At 73.9% G+C, this 14,370-nt stretch carries 16 protein-coding genes; 6 read left to right on the forward strand and 10 right to left on the reverse strand.

Features of this window, described 5'->3' with window-relative positions:
* Positions 1–2 precede the first annotated feature (2 nt).
* Positions 3–164 carry a hypothetical protein gene (locus SM611_RS24465; protein WP_371952244.1) on the forward strand — a complete coding sequence of 54 codons (162 nt, stop codon included), beginning with the start codon at positions 3–5 and terminating at the stop codon, positions 162–164.
* 51 nt (positions 165–215) lie between these two features.
* Here SM611_RS24465 and SM611_RS24470 read toward each other — a convergent pair whose 3' ends face one another.
* From SM611_RS24470 to SM611_RS24485, 4 genes are all read right to left on the reverse strand, one after another.
* Complete coding sequence (locus SM611_RS24470; RefSeq protein ID WP_371952245.1) at positions 216–1,295, reverse strand: serine/threonine-protein kinase; 1,080 nt, start codon at positions 1,293–1,295, stop codon at positions 216–218.
* Positions 1,296–1,387: 92 nt separating this feature from the next.
* Positions 1,388–3,529, reverse strand: coding sequence for a beta-glucosidase family protein (locus tag SM611_RS24475; RefSeq protein WP_371952246.1), 2,142 nt, complete (start codon positions 3,527–3,529; stop codon positions 1,388–1,390).
* Positions 3,529–4,071 (reverse strand): carboxymuconolactone decarboxylase family protein, encoded by a 543-nt coding sequence (locus tag SM611_RS24480; protein WP_371952247.1) that lies wholly within the window; start codon positions 4,069–4,071, stop codon positions 3,529–3,531. Before SM611_RS24480 ends, SM611_RS24475 begins: the two co-directional genes overlap by 1 nt.
* A 77-nt stretch (positions 4,072–4,148) precedes the next feature.
* On the reverse strand, positions 4,149–5,201 hold the full coding sequence (locus SM611_RS24485) for a polyprenyl synthetase family protein (RefSeq protein WP_371952248.1): 1,053 nt from the start codon (positions 5,199–5,201) through the stop codon (positions 4,149–4,151).
* A 179-nt stretch (positions 5,202–5,380) separates the two neighbouring features.
* Between SM611_RS24485 and metF the strand changes: the two genes are divergently transcribed.
* A complete protein-coding gene (gene metF, locus SM611_RS24490; protein WP_371952249.1) occupies positions 5,381–6,316 on the forward strand; it encodes a methylenetetrahydrofolate reductase [NAD(P)H] in 936 nt (311 codons plus the stop codon).
* On the opposite strand, the gene SM611_RS24495 is transcribed toward metF, so the two are convergent.
* Genes SM611_RS24495 through SM611_RS24515 form a run of 5 tightly spaced genes read right to left on the reverse strand, consistent with a single transcriptional unit; the run spans position 6,253 to position 8,939 of the window.
* The gene (locus tag SM611_RS24495) at positions 6,253–6,855 is read right to left on the reverse strand and encodes a GNAT family N-acetyltransferase (protein WP_371952250.1); all 603 of its coding nucleotides are present in this window, start codon (positions 6,853–6,855) and stop codon (positions 6,253–6,255) included. The two genes, metF and SM611_RS24495, sit on opposite strands and share 64 nt — an antisense overlap.
* Before the next feature lie 10 nt (positions 6,856–6,865).
* Complete coding sequence (locus tag SM611_RS24500; RefSeq protein WP_371952251.1) at positions 6,866–7,198, reverse strand: hypothetical protein; 333 nt, start codon at positions 7,196–7,198, stop codon at positions 6,866–6,868.
* Positions 7,199–7,206: 8 nt separating this feature from the next.
* Positions 7,207–8,067, reverse strand: a complete 861-nt coding sequence (locus SM611_RS24505) for a hypothetical protein (RefSeq protein WP_371952252.1) — start codon at positions 8,065–8,067, stop codon at positions 7,207–7,209.
* A gap of 57 nt (positions 8,068–8,124) precedes the next feature.
* The gene (locus tag SM611_RS24510) at positions 8,125–8,475 is read right to left on the reverse strand and encodes an arsenate reductase family protein (protein ID WP_371952253.1); all 351 of its coding nucleotides are present in this window, start codon (positions 8,473–8,475) and stop codon (positions 8,125–8,127) included.
* Positions 8,475–8,939 carry a YbaK/EbsC family protein gene (locus SM611_RS24515; RefSeq protein ID WP_371952254.1) on the reverse strand — a complete coding sequence of 155 codons (465 nt, stop codon included), beginning with the start codon at positions 8,937–8,939 and terminating at the stop codon, positions 8,475–8,477. The genes SM611_RS24510 and SM611_RS24515 overlap by 1 nt, the downstream gene beginning before the upstream one ends.
* Before the next feature lie 23 nt (positions 8,940–8,962).
* Between SM611_RS24515 and SM611_RS24520 the strand changes: the two genes are divergently transcribed.
* The 4 genes from SM611_RS24520 to SM611_RS24535 all read left to right on the forward strand — a co-directional run bounded on the left by SM611_RS24520 (position 8,963) and on the right by SM611_RS24535 (position 13,489).
* Positions 8,963–9,754 (forward strand): L,D-transpeptidase family protein, encoded by a 792-nt coding sequence (locus SM611_RS24520; RefSeq protein WP_371952255.1) that lies wholly within the window; start codon positions 8,963–8,965, stop codon positions 9,752–9,754.
* 281 nt (positions 9,755–10,035) lie between these two features.
* Complete coding sequence (locus SM611_RS24525) at positions 10,036–10,533, forward strand: SAV_6107 family HEPN domain-containing protein (protein ID WP_371952256.1); 498 nt, start codon at positions 10,036–10,038, stop codon at positions 10,531–10,533.
* A gap of 244 nt (positions 10,534–10,777) precedes the next feature.
* Positions 10,778–11,965, forward strand: a complete 1,188-nt coding sequence (locus tag SM611_RS24530; protein ID WP_371952257.1) for a CoA transferase — start codon at positions 10,778–10,780, stop codon at positions 11,963–11,965.
* 102 nt (positions 11,966–12,067) lie between these two features.
* Entirely contained in the window at positions 12,068–13,489 is a 1,422-nt protein-coding gene (locus SM611_RS24535) for an MFS transporter (RefSeq protein WP_371952258.1), read from the forward strand.
* Between the two features lie 109 nt (positions 13,490–13,598).
* Here the strand turns inward: SM611_RS24535 and bldD are convergent, their stop codons facing one another.
* Entirely contained in the window at positions 13,599–14,093 is a 495-nt protein-coding gene (gene bldD / locus SM611_RS24540) for a transcriptional regulator BldD (RefSeq protein ID WP_021597992.1), read from the reverse strand.
* Between the last annotated feature and the right edge of the window lie 277 nt (positions 14,094–14,370).

Consider the following 14,370-nt stretch of genomic DNA (forward strand, 5'->3'; position numbering starts at 1 on the left):
GCATGAGCCTCGGACCCGATGACGACCGCACGGTCGACCTGGACGACGACCTGGAGATCCTGCCCGACCAGACGTCCGACGACACCGACACGGGCTGGGGCGAGTGGCGCGGCGGGGCCGGCGACGACGACCGCCTGCTGGAGGAGCGCCCGCCCCACTGGTGACGAGGGCAGGCCCCGCTTGAGAACAACAGCCCGCTCAGAACACCGGCCCGCTCAGAACACCAGGCCGAGCGCGAACCCGGCGGCGACGACGGCGCCGAGCGCGACCATCATCCGCCACCGGTAGCGCGGGATCCGGGTCGGGCGCGGCTTCGGCGCCGGGCTCCGGCCGTCCCGCAGCGCCCGGACGAGCTGCGGCGCGGTGGGCCGGGCGGCCGGGTTCTTGTCCAGGCAGCGGGCCGCGAGGTCGCGCAGCGGGCCCTGCATGTCGCCGAGGTCGGGCCGCCGGGAGGTGACGCGCCGCATGACGGCGGCGCTCGGCCCGGTGCCGAAGGGCGGCCGGCCGGTCGCGGCGAACACCATCGCGGCGCCCCAGGCGAACACGTCGGCGGGCGGCCCGACGGGCTCGTCCTCGATCTGCTCGGGCGCCATGTAGGCGGGGGTGCCGACGGGGCCGGTGGTGATCGGGGCCGCGTCCGCGGTGCGGGCGATGCCGAAGTCGATGACCTTGGCGCCGTCCGGGCCGAGGAGGACGTTGCCGGGCTTGAAGTCGCGGTGCACGATCCCGGCGCGGTGGATCGCGGCGAGCGCCGCCGCCGTGCGCAGCGCGACCTTGCGCAGCTGCGGGGCGGGCAGCGGGCCGCGGTCGGCGACGACGTGCTGGAGCGAGGGCCCCTCGACGAATTCGCTGACGATGTAGGGGCGGTCGCCGGTCATGTCGGCGTCCAGGACGCGCGCCGTGTGCCGCCCGGACACCTTCAGCGCCGCGTCCGCCTCCTTGACGAAGCGGCTGCGCGCGCGCTGGCCGGCGGTCGCGCCGCCGCGCAGCAGCTTGACGGTGACGAGCTCGCCGTCGCCGTCCCGCCCCAGGTAGACGACGCCCTGGCCGCCCTCGCCGAGCCGGCGGAGCAGCGTGTAGCCGCCGAGGCCGCGCGGGTCGTCGGGGCCGAGCGGTGTGCCGTGCCGCCGGTCGCGGCCGTGCGCGGACCGGGGCGCGCCGTTCTGGCGGCCCTGCCCGGACCGGGCCTTAGCGGTCCGGGCGGGATGCCCGGAGTGCCCTGGACGACCGGAACGGGCGGCGGCGGGACGCGGGGAGTGGGGGCTCGTCCTCCCGCGGGAGGTGTCGTGCGGCACAGGGGGACTCCGACTCGGCGGGGACGGACGAAGATTTCCTCATTTGTACCGCGTAACGGCTGAGCACGGCAGGGGAACCCAGATCTTTGTATTTACTGGCACGTCCCGAGTGTCCCCTTCTGGGCGATCTCCCGGGACGAGGAGCCGACCATGACCGTGTAGCACCCGTCCGCGACCTTCCACGCCTTCGCCTCCTCGTTCCAGTAGGAGAAGGACCGCGAGGTCAGCGGGAACGTGACCGTGGTGCTCTGGCCCGGGCCGAGAGTGACCTTGGTGTAGCCCTTGAGCTGCTTGGGCGGCTGCGGCACGTCCACGCCGGCCGACGGCATGCCGATGTAGAGCTGCGGGACGGCCACGCCCGCCCGCGCGCCGGTGTTGGTGACGGTCACCTGGACGGCCTTGGTGCTCGCCTTGAGCCCGCTGTAGGAGAACGTCGTGTAGGACAGGCCGTGCCCGAAGGGGAACTGGGGCTTGATGCCCTTCGCGTCGTAGTGCCGGTAGCCGACCATGACGCCTTCGGAGAACGTGACGGTCTTGTCGACACCGGGGTACTGCGCGGGGTTCCCGGCCGCCGGCGCGTCGTTCTCGGCCACGGGGAATGTCACGGGCAGCCGTCCGCCCGGGTCCACGTCGCCGTACAGGACGCGCGCGAGGGCGTTGCCCGCCTCCTGCCCCGGGTACCAGGCCTCGACGATGCCCTTCACCTGGCCGGCCCAGGGCGTGAGGACGGGGCCGCCCGTGTTGAGCACGACGATCGTGTTGGGGTTGGCCTTGGTGACCTCGGAGATCAGGCCGTCCTGGTCGCCCCGGAGCGGTTCGCCGCACTGGAGCGTCAGGCACGACTTGTCGAAGAACTCGCCCTGGCTGTCGGTGGCGAACACGATCGCCACGTCGGCGTCCCGCGCCAGTCCGGCCGCTTCGCCGCGGTCGTCGCCGTTGGTGAAAGTGATCTCGGTTCCGGAGCCGGCGCGGCGGGCGATGCCCTCCTGCGCGCTCACGGTCGTGAACGGCACGACCTTCGCCGACCCGAACCCGCTCGGCGCGTCCTGCGCCGCCCGCCCGATCAGCGCGATCGACGTGGGCGCGGCCAGCGGCAGGGCGCCGTCGTTCTTCAGCAGCGTGATCCCCGCCTCCTCGATCCGGCGCGCGGCGGTCTCGCTCGCCGTCCGGTCGACGCGGGAAAGGTCGTTGGCGTACGCCTGCCGGTCGAACATCCCGAACGCGAACATCGTCCGCAGGATGTTGCCGACGTGCCCGTCGATGGTCGCCTGCGTGACCTTCTTCTGCGCGACGGCCATCTTCAGCATGAACGCGTTGTACTTCGTGCCGAGCGGCAGCTCCATGTCGAGCCCGCCGTTGGCGGCCCCGGCGGTGTCCTGCGCGGCCGTGTGGTCGGACGGCACGAACCCCTTGAAGCCCCACTCCGACCGCAGGATCTTGTTGAGGACGGCGTCGTCCTGGCAGGCCCACCGGCCGTTCAGCTTGCCGAACCCGCACATGACGGTCGCCGCGCCGCCCTCCTTGACGGCGGCCTCGAACGGCGGCAGGTAGATCTCGCGCAGCGTGCGCGGGTCCACCTCCATGGCGAGCGACAGCCGGTCCTGCTCCTGCGTGTAGACGGCCATGTGCTTGACCGACGTCATCACGCCCTGCTCCTGCGCGCCCTTGATCCACGGCGCGCCGAGCGTCGCGGACAGGTAGGGGTCCTCGCCGAAGCCCTCGAACGTCCGGCCGTTGCGGGGCGTGCGCAGCACGTCCACCGTCGGGCCGAAGATCAGGTCGTTGCCGCGGTGCCGGGCCTCCCAGGCGACCGTCCCGCCGTAGAGCCGCGCGGCGTCCGGGTCGAAGCCCGCCGCCATCGCGATCGGCGCGGGCAGCGCGGTCGCCTTGCCCTGCCGGACGCCCGCCGGGCCGTCGGACATGTACACGGGCGGGATGCCGAGGCGTTCGACGCCGTCGCTCGTGTCGGCGTGCGCGTCCTCGAAGAAGCCGCCGAGCGGGCCGCCGAACGGGTCGTCGGACGCCAGCAGCGCGATCTTCTCGTCGTCGGTCAGCTTCGGCAGCAGCAGCGCCGTCCGCTGGTCGGGGGTGAGCGCCGTGTCGCACCAGGGACGCTGCGCCGGGTCGCCGCAGCGTCCCGCCTCCGCCCGCGCCGCGCCGGGTCCGGGCGCCGCCGTCAGCGCCAGCACGGCCGCGAGCGCGGCCGCCGCCGGCAGCCATCGTCCCGTCCGCATCAGTGCCCCTCCTCGTTCTGGACGCGCAGCGCGTTCAGGGTGAAGGCGACCATGTGGTAGTGGCCGATCAGCATGACCAGCTCGATCAGCTCGTGCTCCCCGAACCGGGTGGCGAGCTCCGTCCAGGTCGCGTCGGTCACCGTGCCCTTGGCGTGCAGCTCGTCGGCGGCCGTGACGACCATGCGGTCGTCGTCGCTCCAGTCGTGGGCGTCGGCGTCGAGCCGGAGCGCGGCGACCTCCGCCTCCGTGAGCCCGGCGCCGAGCGCGAGCCCGCGGTGGTGCTCCCACTCGTACTCGCAGGACCGGTGGTGCGCGGTCCGCAGGATCGCGAGCTCGCGGTCCCGGGCGCTCAGCGTCCCCTTCATCAGCAGCATCGAGCCGAGCCCGATCCACGCGCGGAACAGCTCCGGGTGGCGGGCGAGCGTGGTGAAGACGTTCAGCGGCCCGGTGGTGGCGGCCACGGCCTTGAGGACGTCGTCCCACTCGTTCTCGGGCAGCGGGTCGAAGCGCGGGACGCGGTTCCCCGGGGTGTCGGCGGACATGGCGACATTTCTGCCACCGATCAGTGGGAAAGTTCTAGTGCACTGGGAAAATTTGGCCGGATTGTGTCATCAGTCGCTTAAGTGCTGCGCGTGGTGGCGGCCACGGCGAGCTCGCCCAGGGCCTCCCGGGCCTCGGCGGTGACGGGGGCGGAGCCGAGGGCCTCCTCCGCCTCGCGCAGGTAGCGCTCGATCATCGCCTCGCAGGCGGCGAGGCCGCCGGTCTCCTCGATGATCGTGCGCAGCTCGTCCACGCCGGGACGGTCGAGCGCGGGGTCGCCGAGGCGGCGCTGCACCGCGGCGGCCTGCGCGGCGGTGGCGCGCTCCAGCGTGAGCGCGATCAGCACGGTCCGCTTGCCCTCGCGCAGGTCGTCGCCGGCGGGCTTGCCCGTCGCGGCCGGGTCGCCGAACACGCCCAGCACGTCGTCGCGGAGCTGGAAGGCGATGCCGAGCGGCAGGCCGTAGCCGGTGAGCGCGGCGGTCACGTCCGGGCGGGCGCCGGCCAGCGCGGCGCCGAGGTGCAGCGGGCGCTCGATCGTGTACTTGGCGCTCTTGTACTCGACCACGCGCAGCGCCGTGGCGACGGTCGCGAGGCCGCGGGTGCCCTCCAGCATGTCGAGGTACTGGCCGCACATGACCTCGGTGCGCATCAGGTCGTAGACGGCGCGGCCGCGCAGGCGGCGCTCGGCGTCCAGCCCGCACGTCTCGAACATCTCGCCCGACCAGGCCAGGCACAGGTCGCCGAGCAGGATGGCCGCGCCGCCGCCGAACGCCTCCGCGTCGCCCGGCCACGCCTGCGCCCGGTGCAGCGCCTCGAACCGGCGGTGCGCGGACGGCTGGCCGCGGCGGGTGTCGCTGGAGTCCATCACGTCGTCGTGGACCAGCGCGCTCGCCTGGAGCAGCTCCAGGGACGCGGCGGCGGCCACGATCCCGGGATCGTTCTCGCCGCCCGCGGCGCGCCACCCCCAGTAGCAGAAGGCCGGCCGCAGCCGCTTGCCCCCGCCGAGCAGGGCGTCGAGGGCGGCCAGCAGCGGGCCGAGGTCGTCGCTGATGCTCAGCAGCGCCGGGCGCTGCCGGTCGACGAAGCCGAGGAGGGCCTCGTCGACCTCCTTGCGGATGCGGCTGGTCGACATGCCGCGATCGTATCCACCTGGGGGGATTCAACCTTGCCGCCGGAACGTGAGAAGTCACTGGATTGCCAGAAATGCGTACATAACGCCCGCGAGGTGTGATGAGCATCACGCAAAACGGCGGCCCGAGCCGCCCTCGGACGGCTCAAGGCGCCCTCAAGGGCCTTCTGTAGGCTTGGAGGATGCGACGCGAACGTCCCGACCGGCCCCCGACCGTCCGAGAGCTCCTGGCCTCGGGCGGCAGGTCCTTCTCGTTCGAGTTCTTCCCGCCCAAGACCGACAAGGGCGCGCGGAACCTGTGGCGGACGATCCGCGAGCTGGAGTCCCTGCACCCGACGTTCGTGTCGGTGACCTACGGCGCCGGCGGCGGCACCCGCGACACCACCGTCGACATCGTCGAGCGCATCGCCACCGACACCACGCTCACCCCGGTCGCGCACTTCACCGCCGTGAACCACTCCCAGGCCGAGCTGCGCAACCTGATCGGCCGGTTCGCCGCGGCCGGGGTCCGCAACGTCCTCGCGCTGCGCGGCGACCCGCCCGGCGACCCGATGGGGGAGTGGGTCAAGCACCCCGACGGCGTCGAGTACGCCGCCGACCTGGTCCGGATGATCCGCTCCTACGGCGACTTCTGCGTCGGCGTGGCCGCCTTCCCCTACAAGCACCCGCGCTCGCCCGACGTCGACAGCGACGTCCGCCACTTCATCGAGAAGTGCCGGGCCGGCGCCGACTACGCGATCACCCAGATGTTCTTCCGCGCCGAGGACTACTTCCGGCTCCGCGACCGCGTCGCCGCCGCCGGCTGCGACGTGCCGATCCTGCCGGGCATCATGCCCGTCACGCAGCTGAGCACGATCGAGCGGTCCGAGCAGCTGTCCGGCGCGCCGTTCCCGCCGGAGGTCAAGGCCCGCTTCGACGCCGTCGCCGACGACCCGGAGGCGGTGCGCAGGCTCGGCGTCGAGCACGCCGCCGAACTGTGCCGCGAGCTGCTGGAGCAGGACGCGCCCGGCATCCACTTCATCACGTTCAACAAGTCGACGGCGACGCGCGAGGTCTACTCGCGCCTCGGCGCCGAGGCGTACGGCGCGAGGGGCAGCATCCCGCCCATGACCGCGTAGGGCGGCCCGCCCCCGGGGAACTCGAAGCCGCTCAGCAGGTCCACCATGCCGACCGAGCGGTAGAGGTTGCGGGCCGGGGTGTCCGGCCGCCGGTCGAGCGTCGACAGGACGACCGTCCGCTCCGGCCTCCCCTCGCACAGCGCGTTCAGCAGCGTGCGGCCGAGGCCCCTGCCCTGAGCCTGCGGGTGGACGTGCAGCTCGGCGACCTCGAACGCGTCGTCCAGCCACGCCTCCGCGTGCTCGGGCCCCTCCAGGTCGGACAGCGCCTGGTGGACGACGTCGTGCCACCACTGCCCGCGCGTCCCGTGGAACCCGTACGCGAAGCCCTGCACCGGGCTCGTCAGGACGGGCAGCGCGCCGCGCCGCTCGACCACGAACGCCCGGAACCCCGGGTACGCGGCGTGCCGCTCCATGATGGTGTGCCGTCCCGGGATCTGCTCGTGCGGCGGCTCCATCGCCGCCGCGTACACGTCCAGCATGGGGTTGAGCCTGCGTAGGAAGGCGCGTTGGTCGATCTCGCGCAGCTTCGGGTCCCTCACCCGACAGAGACTAGACCCGGGGGATGGTCCGCTGGGTCGACGAAAGCCGATCGTAGATGTCCCAGAGGATGCGGTCGGCGGCCTTCTTCAGCGTCCCGCGGTTGGCGTCCAGCTGGCCGCCCCACACGCGCGCCTCCGGGCCCAGCCACGCGTCCGTCCCGCGCAGGGTCTTCACGGGCGCGTCGAGGGCGTGCCGCAGCCGGTCGATGCTGCCGTACGCGTCCGCGTACGCCTGGTAGAGCCGCTGGTACTCCGGATTGGGCTGCTCGCTCGGCGACAGCGCGGCGGCGGCGGCGCCGGTGAGCGGCAGGGGCAGGCTTCCCGGAGGCGGTGGAGTGGCCATGGCGACTCTCAGGCGACGTCGGTCGCTCGCGGCGCGGCCGCCAGCGGGGCTCGTCCCGGTTCGCCCAGGCCGAGCCTGGCGATGGCCGCGCGCGTCCGCTCGCTCATGCCGGCCCCCAGGAGCACCTGGACGGCCGCGGGATGGACCCCGGCGCGGTCGGCCTCGGCCAGGAACGCCCGCAGCCACGTCACGTCCACCGTCATGTGGTGGCTGGCCATGCCCAGCGACTCCCGGACGGCCCGCAGCTTCGCCTCGTCCCGGCCGGCCGCCCCGACCAGGCCGGCCGTCGCGGCGGGGCCGAGCCGCTCGTACAGCTTCTCGGTGTAGTCGGGGTCGTCGGCGTTCGCCCTGAGGTGCCTCCACAGCGGGTCGGGGACGGGTTCGCCGTCCCGGACGGACGCCAGCACGGCGAGGGCGTCGGTCTTGGCGGCCCTGGCGGCGGCCCCGCGGTCGGGGAAGCCGCCGATGTCGCCCGCGCCCCTCGGGGTGGGCCCCGGGCCCGTCCCGCGCGGCGGCGGCTGGACGGGCCGGGGCGTCCCGACCGGGGCCCCGCCGCCCGTCCCCGGCGTCCGCGGGCGGACCGGCGGCGGCGGGGCGTCCACCCCGCCGCCGGGGGAGGGGTGGGCGATCGCGTAGTTGTAGCGGCGCGAGAGCATCCCGAGCTGGTCGGCGGCCCACCGCGCCACCTGGTCGGCCTGCCGGTACCCGGCCGCGGACACCCCCGGCGGGGGACGATGCGCGTTCAGCCAGCCCTGGATCGCGTTCTGCGCGTCCTGCAACTGCCTGGCGACCTGGTTCAGCGCGGGCGGGTCGATCCCGCGGAACTCCGGATCGCCCGCGGCCGGCCCCGTGCGCATCTGCGCGGTCATCGCACCTCCGGGAGGTCACCGATCGTCGTGCTCCGACTCCCCAGAATCACACCGGTGTCAGCGGCTGTCGAGGGCCTTCCGCACGGATTCGCCGTCCCGCGCGACCACGGCGCCCTCCCCGGTCAGCACGATCGGGCGCTGGATCAGCACCGGGTTCGCCACCATGACCTCGATCCAGCGGGCCCGGTCGCGCTCCATGTCCTTGAGCCCGAGCTCCTTGGCGACCGGCTCGTTCAGCCGCGCCACGTCCCACGGCTCGGCGCCGATCCGGGTGAGCACCGCGTCCAGCTCCGCCGCCGTGGGCGGCTCGTCCAGGTAGCGGCGCTCGGTGTACTCCACGCCCGCCTCGTCCAGCGCCGCCTTCGCGGCGCGGCTCTTCGAGCAGCGCGGGTTGTGCCAGAGCTCCATCACTCCACCTCCGCGGGGGTCCCCCCGGTGATCCTCAGCAGTTCCTCGTACGACGTGGGGAAGACGGTGTGCGGGTGCCCGCCCGCCGCCCAGACCTCGCCGTACCCGTCCAGCCAGACGTCCACGAGCGTACGGATCGGCGCGGGGTGGCCGAGCGGCGCCACGCCCCCGATCGGCTGCCCGGTCGCCTCCCGGACGAACTCGGGCGTCGCCCGCCGGACCTTCGCCGCGCCCACCAGCGCCGCCACCTTCGCGGTGTCGACGCGGTGCGCGCCGCTGGTCAGGACCAGCAGCGGCGCCCCGTCGGCGTCGAACACCAGGCTGTTGGCGATGGCGCCCACCTCGCAGCCCAGCTGCTCGGCGGCGGCCTGCGCCGTCCGCGCGGAGTCGGGAAGCTCGACGATGGCCCCGGTCGCGCCCTGGTCGAGCAGGGCCTTCGCGACGATTTCGGCATTCGGATGCATGGGAAGCACTTTAAGCTTCCTCCATGCGCGGGATACCGATCGACGTTCGGATGGGCGCGGTGCCGCTGATCGCGGCCGTCGCCCTCGCGGGCTGCAGCGGGACTGAGCAGGCGGAGCCCCGGGCGCAGGAGGGCTCGCCGTCCGCGACGGCGCCCCCGCCCAGGACGCCCGCGCCGACGCCTACCCCTACGCATCGCAAGCTGAAGGCGGGCGCGAAGGGCGACGACGTCGAGGCGCTCCAGCGCCGCCTCAAGGAACTCAACTACGACCCGGGCAAGGCGGACGGGAAGTACGGGCCGTCCACGCAGATGGCCGTGTGGGCGTTCCAGGCGGTCAACGGCCTCAAGCAGAAGACCACCCTCGGCGCGTCCTTCTGGAAGGCCCTGGACGCCCCCGAGCAGCCGCGTCCGATGGCCAAGAAGCGCGAGAAGGACCGGGTCGACGTCGACCTCAAGCGCCAGTACCTCGTCCTCTACAAGGACGGCACGCCGCGTCTCATCTCGCACATCTCGTCCGGCTCGGGGGAGTACTACTGCGCCAAGGACCGCGGCGCCACCGTCCCGCGCTGCCGCTACGCCTCGACGGGCACGGGCGACTTCCGGACGGGCCGCCGCTTCACCGGCTGGGAGACCTCGCCCCTGGGGCGCCTGTACAACCCGATCTACTTCAACGGCGGCATCGCCTTCCACGGCGCCCTGGACGTGCCGATGTATCCGGCCTCACACGGCTGCGTCCGGATGCCGATGCACATCGCCGAATACTTCCCGGACCTCCTCGGAACGAACGTCCCGGTGCACGTCAGGCGGCCTCGCTAGCCTCCGGCCGGCGCTCCCGGCGGACCGTTCCGCACCATATCCCTACCGTCGCCATGCCCGCTGACCTGCGGCTCGCGACACGCGTTCGAACACGTTGACGAATCGGCGTCAGGGCTGTTTACTGGGGAATGCGTCGAACTTATGTTCGACGTTGGTGCGGGACTCGCGGCCCGCGCCAGGGCGACGTCCCCGCCGATCGCGGTGTTTCGGCGGGACGGACGGCCGGGCGGAGTGAGGGGAAGCTCTCCGCCCGGCCGGCCCGAGCCCGGAAGGAGGCACACATGTCCGGAACGATGACCGCACGCGGAGTCCACTCCGCCGCACAGTCCGTCCCGCCGCCGAGCCCGCGCCACCGTCCGATGCCCGCGCCGCGTCCGGCGCACACGGCCGTCGGCCAGCTGCACGCCGCCCGCATGGGCCTCGCCGAGGCGGCCGAGGCCACCTCGCCCGCCGTCCGCTACGTCTGCGCCCACCTGGCCGCGCTGCGCGCCGCCGCGGCGGTGCTGGCGTCCAAGGAACCGCTGGAGACCCACCGCCGCGGCCGGCCGCGCAGCGTGTGGGTGCTGCTGCCCGAGGCCGAGCCCGCGCTGCGCGAGTGGGCCGCGTTCTTCGCCGCCGGCGCCGACAAGCGCGCCGCCGCCGAGGCGGGCCTGCCGCGCGCCGTCACCCCGCGCGAGGCCGAGGAGCTCGTGCACGACGCGGAGGTCTTCGTCACCCTCGTCGAGGACACCCTCGGCATCGACGGGCAGCCGACGCTGCCCGTCCCGGAGGCCGGCTAGCCACCCCCGGAAGGCCCGTCCCCTCCCTCCCCACGGGACCGGCCGCGCCGGAGGCCGGGGCGTCCGCCCCGCGGGCCCCCACCCGCGGGGAGGCGGCCCCGGTCTCCGGCGCCCCCCGGACGATCGCGTCGGCGGCGGCCGCAACCCCCCGAGCCGGCCCCGCCGGCGCGATCCCCCGTCCGGCCGACCCGTCCGGTCGACCCGTCCGGGGAGGCGGGCGCGGCTCCCTGATAGACATCGCGTCATGACGGGAACGCTGCCGCTGGACGGGATGCGCGTCGTGGAGCTGTCGAGCTTCGTCGCGACGCCGCTGGGAGGGATGACGCTCGCGCAGCTCGGCGCGGACGTCATCAGGGTCGACCAGGTGGGCGGCGGCCCCGACATCGACCGGTGGCCGCTCGCGCCGTCCGGCCGGAGCCTGTACTGGGCCGGGCTGAACAAGGGCAAGCGGTCCGTCACCGCCGACCTGCGCTCGCCGGAAGGGCGCGGGCTCGTCGCAGGTCTCATCGCCGAGTGCGGCGTCGTGCTGACCAACGCGCCGCCGCGCCAGGGGCTCACCTACGACGAGCTGAAGGCGGCGAGGCCCGACCTGATCCATGTCCGGCTCCAGGGCACGCGGGGCGGCGGCAACGCCGTCGACTACACGGTGAACGCCGCCCTGGGCTTCCCCGGCGTCACGGGCCCGCCCGACCAGGACGCACCGGTCAACCACTCCCTGCCCGCCTGGGACGTGGCGTGCGGGCTCTACATGGCCGTCGGCCTCCTGGCGGCCGAGCGGCACCGACTGCGCACGGGCGAAGGGCAGAGCCTCCACGTGGCGCTGCAGGACGTCGCCCTGGCCACCGCCGGGAACCTCGGCTACCTCGCGGAGGCGCAACTGGGCGAGCCGAGGCAGCGCCTGGGCAACCACCTGTTCGGCGACTTCGGACGCGACTTCCCCACCGCCGACGGCCGCGTCATGGTGGCGGTGCTCACGGCGCGCCATTGGCGCGACCTCGTGGAGGCGACCGGCCTCGGCGAGGTGAGCGCCGCCCTCGAACGCGCCCTCGGCGCCGACTTCCGCCGCGCCGGAGACCGCTTCACCTACCGCGAGGCGCTCGGCGGCGTCCTCGCCCCGTGGTTCGCGGCCCGCACCTGCGAGCAGGTCGGGGACGGCTTGCGGAACACGTCCGTCCTGTGGTCCCGCTACCGCGACTTCGCGGAGGTGGCCGCCGCCCTGCACGAGGAGCCCCTCATGGGCGAGCTCGACCAGCCGGGCATCGGCCCCCACCTCGCCCCGGGCTCCCCGCTGCGCCTCGGCGACGCCTCGCCGCCCCCCGCTCCCGCCCCCACCCTCGGCGAGCACACGGACGAGGTGCTGCGGGACGTCCTGGACCTGTCCGCCGAACGCATCGGGGCACTGCGGAAGGCCGGGGCCATCGCGGCCTCCTGACCCGCCCCTCCCATCAGCCGTGGCCGCGGTCGGCCGGGGACGCCTCGATGACGCTTTGTCCCGGTATGAGATTGTTAGGGCTGCGAAGCATGGGAGGACGCGGTGGTGGCGCGGGGCGGGCGCGGGCTGGTCCCGCTGCTGGCGTTCCTCGGCGTGATGGCCTACTCGCTGTCCATGGCCGTCGTGACGCCCGCGCTGCCGCAGATCCAGGACGGCCTGGACACCACGCCGGCCGGGGCCGCGTGGGCGCTCACCGCGATGACGCTGTCCGCCGCGGTCGCCACGCCCGTGGTGGGGCGGCTGGGCGACCTGTACGGGCCGCGCCGCGTCCTGCTCGCCGTGCTGGCGATCGCGACCGCGGGGATGGTCGTCGCGGCCCTGGCCGCCAACGTCGCGGCGATGCTGGCCGGACGCGCCCTCGCCGGCATCGGCGGCGGCGTCTTCCCGCTCGCGTACACGATCATCCGGGACGTCATCCCGCCCGCCCGGACGGCGTCCGCGGTCGGCCTCATGTCGTCCATGCTGGGGCTCGGCGGGGCGGTCTCCTGGTGCCTGGCGGGGCCGATCATCGACCTGCTCGGCTGGCGGTGGCTGCTCTGGGTGCCGGTCCTCGGGCTGGTGCCCGGGATCGCCCTCGCCTGGTGGATCGTTCCACGGTCGGCGCCCCGGGAGGCGGCCCGGGTCGACTGGTGGGGCGCGGCGCTGTTCGCCGCCTGGCTGGTGGCCGCGCTCACCGCGCTGACCGAGGGCATGGACTGGGGCTGGACCTCGCCCGGCGTGCTGGGCCTGCTCGTGCTCTCGGCGGTGACGGCCGCCGCCTGGCTGCGGGTCGAGGGCCGCGTCGCCGAGCCCCTGGTCGACCTGAAGGTGATGCGGACGCGCGGCGTGTGGACGGCGAACGCCGCCTCGCTGCTCTCCGGCTACGCGCTCATGGCCGGCGGGCTGCTGTTCCCGCTGCTCGTCCAGCTGCCGGAGGGCACCGGCTACGGCTTCGGCGGGACGGCCACCCAGGCGGCCCTGCTGCAACTGCCCGCGAGCATCGGCATGACCGCGGCGGGCATGACGGCGGGCCTGCTCGACCGGCGCATCGGCTCCCGCACGGTGCTGCTCGGCGGCGCGGTGATGACCGGGCTCGGGTACGCGTTCGTGGCCTTCCAGCACGCCGCCATGTGGCAGCTCTACGTCGGCGGCCTGGCCCGCGGCATCGGCCTCGGGTTCGCCTACGCGGCCGTCGCCAACCTGGTCGTCGCCGCCGTCCCGCAGAGCGAGACGGGCGTGGCGACCGGGATCAACACCCTCATCCGCACGGTGGGCGCGTCCCTCGGCACGCAGGTCAGCGCGGTCGTCATCGTCGTGGTCCCCGGCGAGGGCGGCTACACGACCGGCTTCGCCGTGAGCGCGGCCGTCATGGCCGCCGTCCTGCCGCTGGCCCTCCTCGCCCCCCGCCGCCGCCGATCCCCGGGCGGGGACGTCCTCGTCCTCGACGAGGCGCCCAGGGCCGGCCGGACGGCCCTCAGCCCCTGACCCGGCTCCGCCCCTGACCCGGCTCCGCCCCTGGCCAGGACGCGGAACGGGGCCCGGCGGTGTGCCGGGCCCCGTTGCTGCAGTGCGGTGAAAAAGGTGGTGCGGTGTGTCAGAACGACTCGACGGCGCGGCGCGCCTCCGGGTCGAGGACGCCCCAGCCGATCAGCTCTTCGGTCAGCTCGGTCGGGGACTTGTCGTAGATGACCGCCAGTGAACGCAGGTCTTCCTGGCGGATGGACAGGACCTTTCCGTTGTAGTCGCCCCGCTGGCTCTGGATCGTCGCGGCGTAGCGGGCGAGAGGACCGGCCTTGTCTTTCGGAAGCTGCTGCAACCGCTCTAGATCGATCACGAGCTTGGGTGTAGGCCCGAGCGGGCTCGGCGCGGCTCCGCCGGGCAGCAACTCGGAAACCGGCACGCCGTAGAAATCGGCGAGCTCGGCCAGCTTCTGAACGGTGACGGCGCGGTCGCCCCGCTCGTACGAACCCACGACGACGGCCTTCCAGCGGCCGCGTGACTTCTCCTCCACACCGTGCAGGGACAGGCCCTGCTGGGTGCGGATGGCGCGCAGGCGCGCGCCGAGAGCCTTAGCGTATTCAGACGGCATTCTCGGCCCCCCAGGCTCACTTTCGTCGTCGTCGGACCCCGGTCGTGTCACCGGGGGGAGACAGATTCACGAAGCCAGGGGGCCTCAGGACTCTGTCTCCAGGGATGGTTACGGACAGTGACGGTAAAACGGGTACGGCCCCAGGTCAAGCTGATTGGAAAAAAGCGGTCGAATCCGCAGGGATCGATCCGGGCCGTCCGGATCGTCCGGAACGGCCGCGGGCGCGCTGCGACGGGGGCCGTCACGGCCCGCCGCGACGTCCCGAGCATGATCGAAT

It is taken from the genome of Actinomadura monticuli (genome assembly GCF_041463655.1).
Taxonomy (GTDB): Bacteria; Actinomycetota; Actinomycetes; order Streptosporangiales; family Streptosporangiaceae; genus Spirillospora; species Spirillospora monticuli.

What these genes read in the sequence shown, in the direction of transcription:
- bldD (WP_021597992.1), bottom strand. Translation starts at nt 14,093, where the DNA reads ATGCCGTCTGAATACGCTAAGGCTCTCGGCGCGCGCCTGCGCGCCATC.
- SM611_RS24510 (WP_371952253.1), bottom strand. Translation starts at nt 8,475, where the DNA reads ATGGAGCTCTGGCACAACCCGCGCTGCTCGAAGAGCCGCGCCGCGAAG.
- SM611_RS24515 (WP_371952254.1), bottom strand. Translation starts at nt 8,939, where the DNA reads ATGCATCCGAATGCCGAAATCGTCGCGAAGGCCCTGCTCGACCAGGGC.
- SM611_RS24520 (WP_371952255.1), top strand. Translation starts at nt 8,963, where the DNA reads ATGCGCGGGATACCGATCGACGTTCGGATGGGCGCGGTGCCGCTGATC.
- SM611_RS24465 (WP_371952244.1), top strand. Translation starts at nt 3, where the DNA reads ATGAGCCTCGGACCCGATGACGACCGCACGGTCGACCTGGACGACGAC.
- SM611_RS24480 (WP_371952247.1), bottom strand. Translation starts at nt 4,071, where the DNA reads ATGTCCGCCGACACCCCGGGGAACCGCGTCCCGCGCTTCGACCCGCTG.
- SM611_RS24530 (WP_371952257.1), top strand. Translation starts at nt 10,778, where the DNA reads ATGACGGGAACGCTGCCGCTGGACGGGATGCGCGTCGTGGAGCTGTCG.
- SM611_RS24475 (WP_371952246.1), bottom strand. Translation starts at nt 3,529, where the DNA reads ATGCGGACGGGACGATGGCTGCCGGCGGCGGCCGCGCTCGCGGCCGTG.
- SM611_RS24485 (WP_371952248.1), bottom strand. Translation starts at nt 5,201, where the DNA reads ATGTCGACCAGCCGCATCCGCAAGGAGGTCGACGAGGCCCTCCTCGGC.
- SM611_RS24500 (WP_371952251.1), bottom strand. Translation starts at nt 7,198, where the DNA reads ATGGCCACTCCACCGCCTCCGGGAAGCCTGCCCCTGCCGCTCACCGGC.
- SM611_RS24525 (WP_371952256.1), top strand. Translation starts at nt 10,036, where the DNA reads ATGTCCGGAACGATGACCGCACGCGGAGTCCACTCCGCCGCACAGTCC.
- SM611_RS24505 (WP_371952252.1), bottom strand. Translation starts at nt 8,067, where the DNA reads ATGACCGCGCAGATGCGCACGGGGCCGGCCGCGGGCGATCCGGAGTTC.
- metF (WP_371952249.1), top strand. Translation starts at nt 5,381, where the DNA reads ATGCGACGCGAACGTCCCGACCGGCCCCCGACCGTCCGAGAGCTCCTG.